The organism is Bacillus sp. LR_5 (assembly GCF_042709275.1).
On sequence record NZ_JAVAXX010000329.1, the window covers coordinates 1 to 6,375 of the forward strand.

Genomic DNA, 6,375 nt, shown 5'->3' on the forward strand with positions numbered 1-6,375 from the left:
CGCGAATCAGGACCTGTGACACAAACAATAGTTTTCGTTCATACATATATAGAAGAGAAACATGTAGAGTTTAGGGGGAATCGCAATGAACAGGAGTTCTCAGAGCTATCCTCGGCAAATGGGCTATTATTATCCACAGCAAATGCAGGGATATTATCAGCAGGTTTCACCTGGGCAATACTTCCCGCAGCAGCATTATGGGCAGCAGGAATATTATCAGCCGTATGTTCCGAACCAGTCTATGCCTATGCAGCCGCCTGTATTTTCCAACCCTTATCCAATCCCAAGGCCTAATCAACAGCAGCCCTCACAATTCCAAAATATTATGTCGCAGTTCAAAAAAGCCAACGGGCAGTTTGATTTTAATAAAATGATGGATACGACAGGTCAAGTGATGAGTGCAATGAATCAGGTCGGATCTTTAATAAAGGGATTTACCAGCTTTTTTAAATGATAGAAGCATGAATGAGTCGTTCATTCATGCTTATTTTTTGGAAAGAAAAGTGTCATTGTCTGCTCGTTCCAAGATGTTTCCATATCTTCTTGGAGTACTTCATAAGGCAGCTGAACCGTTCTCGTTATGCTTGTAAAAGTGGCCTCATTTTGTTGTTTCTGTTTCTCTTGGAGTGTTACATGCAGATACCTCGATTTAATATCAACGACGATCTCGCCATCACGAAACGTCGCTGGAATTGTAATATCGACATACAGCCCAGTATCTCTTTCTCTGACATGTATGGTCGTCTGTACATCCTTTACACTCGAGTTGATCAGGTTTTGAAATCCGTTTAATAGGTTGCCGAATGCTGAGGATTGAAACAGATGATCCATTGCCTCCGTGATGATTTCTTCTTTCTTTTGCAGTTCCTTCTTTTTGTCATCATTGAATTCCAAATCTGCCACCGCCTTTTTTATCCAGATTATGCGCCTATGCCAGATGTTGTTATAAATTGAAGCAAAATTGAAAGTGTGGTTAAATAGTGGTGAATGAAGGGATAACGGTTGAAGCGAATGAGAAGGGAGAAAACACATTGCTGAAAAAATTATTCGGAATGGGCAAAACTCAGGAAAAAGTGACAGAAGAGGTTATTTATTCTCCGGCAGACGGTACGGTAATGGACCTGACAGATGTGCCGGACCCTGTTTTTTCACAGAAAATGATGGGGGAAGGAATAGCGGTGGAACCGTCTAACGGTGAAATCGTTTCACCTGTTGAAGGTGAAGTGATTCAGATTTTCCACACCAAACACGCCGTTGGCATTCGGACTCGCTCAGGAATTGAACTGTTAATTCATGTCGGGCTGGAAACGGTCAATATGAACGGAGAAGGGTTTACTGCCCACATCAAAGAAGGAGACAAAGTGAAGGTCGGTGACCCGCTGATTACGTGTGATTTGGAATTAATCAAAGAAAAAGCGAGCAGTACCGTCATCCCCATCGTTATTATGAATGGTGAGGCTGTAGGATCAATTGTGCCGGCAGGGGAAAAGGCTGCTAACAAAGGTAAAACAAAGCTCCTTACAATAAAAGCGAAATAAGCAGGGCGTATGCCTTGCTTTTTTTGTTCGATTGTATAAAATTTGCACCTAGCCATGCAAACAAATATTCGGTAAACTGTACTTGACAAAGAGGTGTAAAGAATGAAAAAGAAATCACTGACTGAGCTCATTTCTGAGTTAAAAGGAAATGAAAACGTTGTGAATTGGCATGAAATTGAGCCTCGTGAAGCAAGAACAAGGCCGATGCCTGAAAGTATAGATGAAAGAATAAAAGCAGCCCTTTCGAAAAGGGGCATTGATGAACTATATACCCACCAATTTTCCGCTTTTCAATATGTGCAAAAAGGAGAAAGCATCGTTACCGTAACGCCAACCGCATCAGGAAAAACGTTATGCTATAATCTCCCAGTCCTGCAGTCCATCGCCCAAGACGAAACAAACCGGGCGCTATATTTATTTCCGACTAAAGCGCTGGCACAAGACCAAAAGAGCGAGCTAAATGAAATCATTGATGAAATGGGCATTGATATTAAAAGCTTTACATATGACGGGGATACGTCTCCGGCAATCAGACAAAAGGTGAGAAAAGCAGGTCATATTGTCATTACAAACCCCGATATGCTGCATTCTGCCATTCTTCCGCATCATACGAAATGGGTCAGTTTGTTTGAAAACCTTAAGTATATCGTCATTGATGAGCTTCATACGTATCGCGGCGTTTTCGGGAGCCATGTGGCGAATGTGATCCGGCGGCTGAAGCGGATCTGCCGGTTTTATGGAAGTGATCCGGTTTTTATTTGTACTTCCGCAACAATTGCCAACCCGAAGGAATTGGGAGAGCAGCTGACGGGCAAACCGATGCGGCTGGTCGATGACAACGGTGCCCCGAGCGGACGGAAGCACTTCGTGTTTTATAATCCGCCAATTGTGAACAAACCGTTGAATATTAGAAAGAGCGCAACAGCAGAAGTGAATGAACTGGCGAAAGAGTTCCTGAAAAACAAAGTGCAGACCATTGTTTTTGCCAGAAGCAGAGTCCGGGTGGAGATTATTTTAAGCCATATTCAAGAGCTTGTGAAAAAAGAGATTGGGACAAAGTCAATCAGAGGCTATCGGGGAGGCTATCTTCCGAAAGAGCGAAGAGAAATCGAAAGAGGTCTGAGAGAAGGCGAAATTTTAGGAGTGGTCAGTACGAATGCCTTAGAGCTTGGTGTTGATATCGGCCAGCTGCAAGTGTGTGTGATGACGGGGTATCCTGGAAGTGTGGCAAGTGCATGGCAGCAGGCGGGGCGAGCCGGCAGAAGACACGGTGAGTCTTTGATTATTATGGTCGCCAATTCAACGCCGATCGATCAATATATTGTGCGGCATCCCGAATATTTCTTTAACCGTTCGCCGGAATCTGCAAGAATCAATCCGGAGAATTTGATTATTTTAGTAGACCACTTAAAGTGTGCGGCTTATGAGCTTCCTTTTAGAGCTGATGAAGAGTTTGGGCCGATGGATGTAAGTGATATTCTTGAGTACCTTCAGGAAGAGGCCGTTCTTCACCGGAATGGCGAACGGTATCATTGGGCAAGTGAATCATTTCCTGCATCAAATATCAGTTTGCGTTCCGCATCACAGGAAAATGTCGTTATTGTTGATCAATCGGACATTGCAAATGTAAGGATTATCGGAGAAATGGATCGTTTTAGCGCGATGACGCTTTTGCATGATGAAGCGATTTATTTGCATGAAGGGGTTCAATATCAAGTAGAGAAGCTCGATTGGGACCATAAAAAGGCTTATGTCAGAAAAGTCGATGTCGAATATTACACGGATGCCAACCTGGCAGTTCAGCTAAAAGTATTAGAAATTGATAAAACGAAGGAAAAATGCCGTACGTCATTGCACTATGGTGACGTCACTGTCAATGCCCTGCCGACCATTTTTAAAAAAATTAAAATGACCACTTTTGAAAATATCGGGTCTGGTCCTATTCATTTGCCGGAAGAAGAACTGCATACAAGTGCAGCTTGGCTCGAAATCAAAACAGCAGATGAAGACATCGGGGAAAAGACGTTGGAACAGCTGCTTCTTGGCATCTCAAATGTGCTGCAGCATATTGTCCCTGTGTATATTATGTGTGACCGAAACGATGTTCATGTCATTTCTCAAATCAAAGCAGCCCATACCGGATTGCCGACGATCTTTTTGTACGATCATTATCCGGGCGGCATCGGTTTGGCTGAGGAAGTCTTCAAACGTTTTTCAGACATTAATGAAGCGGCAAAACAGCTCATTAAACAATGTCCTTGTCATGACGGCTGTCCGTCTTGTATAGGTACCGAAATAGAAGGGATAAAAGCAAAGGAAAGAATTTTGCAGCTGTTGGATCAAATGGCGTAAGGAGGGAGGTCAGATATGTCATTAAAAGGGAAACTCCAGCGAATGAAAAAGCATATGGTGCTCGACGAGGGAGAACATAAAATAGAAGCAGGCCAACGAGAAAACAATTTTGCTGAAATCCCGTTTTTAGAAGAGTGGGAGGCTTTTGGCATGAAGCCTTTTTTCTTCGAAGATGAATACTGCCTTATTAGAGAAGTAGAATATCCGCTTTCTCACCGCCATGGGTTATACCGTTTTTCTGAGCTTGATGAAGTGATTACACTGTGGAATCAAAGCAGCCTGTCGCATACTTTGTCAGCAAAAGGGTATAACAAAAACAGTCTCTTTTTCTTTGATACAGAAACAACTGGTCTTGGAGGCGGAGCCGGAAATACCATTTTTTTGCTTGGCCATGCGAGAGTATATGAAGACCGAGTGACAGTCAAACAGCATCTTTTGCCCAAACCGGGGAATGAAGTCGCCTTGTATCAAAGCTTTTTAAGTGAGGTTGACATTACATCACTTGTAACCTACAACGGAAAAGCCTTTGATTGGCCGCAGGTGAAAACAAGGCACACATTGATCCGTGACAGACTTCCGAAGCTCCCGGAGTTCGGTCACTTTGACCTTCTGCATGGAGCAAGACGCCTGTGGAAACACAAAATGGACCGCGTATCACTTGGCACGGTTGAAAAAGAGGAGCTCGGCATTCACAGACAAGAAGACACACCGGGCTACTTGGCGCCAATGCTTTACTTTCATTTTATCAAGGCGCAAGAGCCTGATCTTTTAAAAGGTGTCCTGCATCATAATGAAATGGATGTGCTATCGCTCATTTCATTGTACATTCATATGTCTAAAAAAATTCTGTCAGCATCTTATGCGCCAAAAGAGCACATTGAGCACAGTGAAGCTTATGCCATGGCGAAATGGTTTATGGCCCATAAAGAAACGGATCAAGCGGTCAAACAGCTGGAAAGGCTTAAAGAAAAGTCGTTTGAGGATCAGGACAGAGCACGGCTGGATTTATCGCTCCTGTACAAAAAACAAAACCGGTTGGAAGAAGCAGTGCCGCTTTGGGAAAAGCTGTCCCGCTCCCAAAATCAGAAGTGCAGATACACTGCTGTGATAGAGCTCGCGAAATATTTTGAGCATAAGAAAAAAGAGTTTGGCAAAGCATTGTATATAGCAGAACAATTACTTAGTGATGCGGCATTCTTATCAGAAAAAGAATCAGAAAAACTGCAAGTAAGAATTGCCCGGCTGAAGAGGAAATATTCCTCTTGAATATTCCCCGGGAAAGCGCAAAAGACGACTTGTTTCGCCATGAATTTTTTTGCTGAATTCACATTGATTTTGTTGTAGAATAGCGGCGAATCCTGTAAAATGACGGTAGTTATTTTTAAAGGGAGAGTTGGTATGTATAAGGGTGTTTTTTACTTGTTCTTTGTTGTGGTATTTTTGATTGCTTTTGTGTTTTCAAACTTTAAAGACAGTTTAATTGTACACTTTTAAAATAGGTCTTTGCATTAGAACATGTACCCCTTATTTTTCATAACTTAGTATTGTAATAAAGTTTATGGAAAGGGGATTTAAACATGCATCACTGCAGACCGCACATGATGGCGCCGATTGTCCATCCTACTCATTGCTGTGAACACCATACGTTTTCAAATACTATCGTGCCGCATATTCACCCACAGCACACAACAAACGTAAATCACCAGCATTTTCAGCACGTTCACTACTTTCCACATACTTTCTCAAATGTTGATCCGGCAACGCATCAGCATTTTCAAGCAGGAAAACCTTGCTGCGACTAGTATGGAAACGTGCAGCTTGATGGTGTAAACAAACAGCACATCAAAATGGGGCCCAATGGGAGCCCCATTTTTTAAAGCAGGTGAAGTAATGAAAGTATTGGCAGTAACAGGATACAAGCCATTTGAACTCGGGATTTTTAAACAGGATGATAAGGCACTGTATTACATAAAAAAAGCGATCAAAAACCGGTTGATCGGACTTTTAGATGAGGGCTTAGAATGGATTTTAATATCGGGCCAGCTTGGAGCGGAACTGTGGGCGGCTGAAGCTGCATATGATCTGCAGGAGGAATACCCTGATTTAAAGGTAGCTGTGATTACTCCTTTTTACGATCAGGAAAAGAACTGGAAAGAGCCTAATAAAGAGCTTTATGAAGCTGTTCTGGCACAGGCTGACTATGAAGAAAGCCTGACTCACAGGCCGTATGAAAGCCCGCTACAATTTAAACAAAAAAATCAGTTCTTCATAGAAAAATCAGACGCGCTGATGCTTTTATATGATCCTGAAAAGGAAGGTTCTCCAAGGTACATGCTTGAGACGGCTGAAAAGAGACGCGAACAGGATGGCTACCCCATTTACTTTATCACAATGGATGACTTGAGAGTGACAGTAGAGGAAGACAGCTACTCATAGCAATAAGAGAAATTTGACAACCGTACAGATTTCTGAAAAAATATATGTA

At 42.6% G+C, this 6,375-nt stretch carries 8 protein-coding genes; 7 read left to right on the forward strand and 1 reads right to left on the reverse strand.

All coding sequences use genetic code 11. The features are described 5' to 3' along the window. Positions 1-85 precede the first annotated feature (85 nt). Positions 86-454 (forward strand): YppG family protein, encoded by a 369-nt coding sequence (locus RAC86_RS33540; RefSeq protein WP_014114177.1) that lies wholly within the window; start codon positions 86-88, stop codon positions 452-454. A gap of 20 nt (positions 455-474) precedes the next feature. Here RAC86_RS33540 and RAC86_RS33545 read toward each other — a convergent pair whose 3' ends face one another. Then, entirely contained in the window at positions 475-894 is a 420-nt protein-coding gene (locus RAC86_RS33545; RefSeq protein WP_072566467.1) for an Hsp20/alpha crystallin family protein, read from the reverse strand. Positions 895-1,031: 137 nt separating this feature from the next. On the opposite strand from RAC86_RS33545, the gene RAC86_RS33550 reads away from it, so the two are divergent. From RAC86_RS33550 to RAC86_RS33575, 6 genes are all read left to right on the forward strand, one after another. Further along, the gene (locus tag RAC86_RS33550; RefSeq protein WP_061187822.1) at positions 1,032-1,538 is read left to right on the forward strand and encodes a PTS sugar transporter subunit IIA; all 507 of its coding nucleotides are present in this window, start codon (positions 1,032-1,034) and stop codon (positions 1,536-1,538) included. Between the two features lie 102 nt (positions 1,539-1,640). Further along, positions 1,641-3,890, forward strand: coding sequence for an ATP-dependent helicase MrfA (gene mrfA / locus RAC86_RS33555; RefSeq protein ID WP_072566466.1), 2,250 nt, complete (start codon positions 1,641-1,643; stop codon positions 3,888-3,890). A 15-nt stretch (positions 3,891-3,905) separates the two neighbouring features. Beyond that, positions 3,906-5,156 (forward strand): ribonuclease H-like domain-containing protein, encoded by a 1,251-nt coding sequence (locus tag RAC86_RS33560; RefSeq protein WP_072566465.1) that lies wholly within the window; start codon positions 3,906-3,908, stop codon positions 5,154-5,156. A gap of 99 nt (positions 5,157-5,255) precedes the next feature. Then, positions 5,256-5,384, forward strand: coding sequence for a hypothetical protein (locus tag RAC86_RS33565; protein ID WP_014114173.1), 129 nt, complete (start codon positions 5,256-5,258; stop codon positions 5,382-5,384). An 83-nt stretch (positions 5,385-5,467) separates the two neighbouring features. Beyond that, positions 5,468-5,692, forward strand: a complete 225-nt coding sequence (cotD, locus tag RAC86_RS33570; RefSeq protein ID WP_003225625.1) for a spore coat protein CotD — start codon at positions 5,468-5,470, stop codon at positions 5,690-5,692. Between the two features lie 88 nt (positions 5,693-5,780). Beyond that, the gene (locus RAC86_RS33575; RefSeq protein ID WP_061187823.1) at positions 5,781-6,326 is read left to right on the forward strand and encodes an SLOG family protein; all 546 of its coding nucleotides are present in this window, start codon (positions 5,781-5,783) and stop codon (positions 6,324-6,326) included. Positions 6,327-6,375 lie beyond the last annotated feature (49 nt).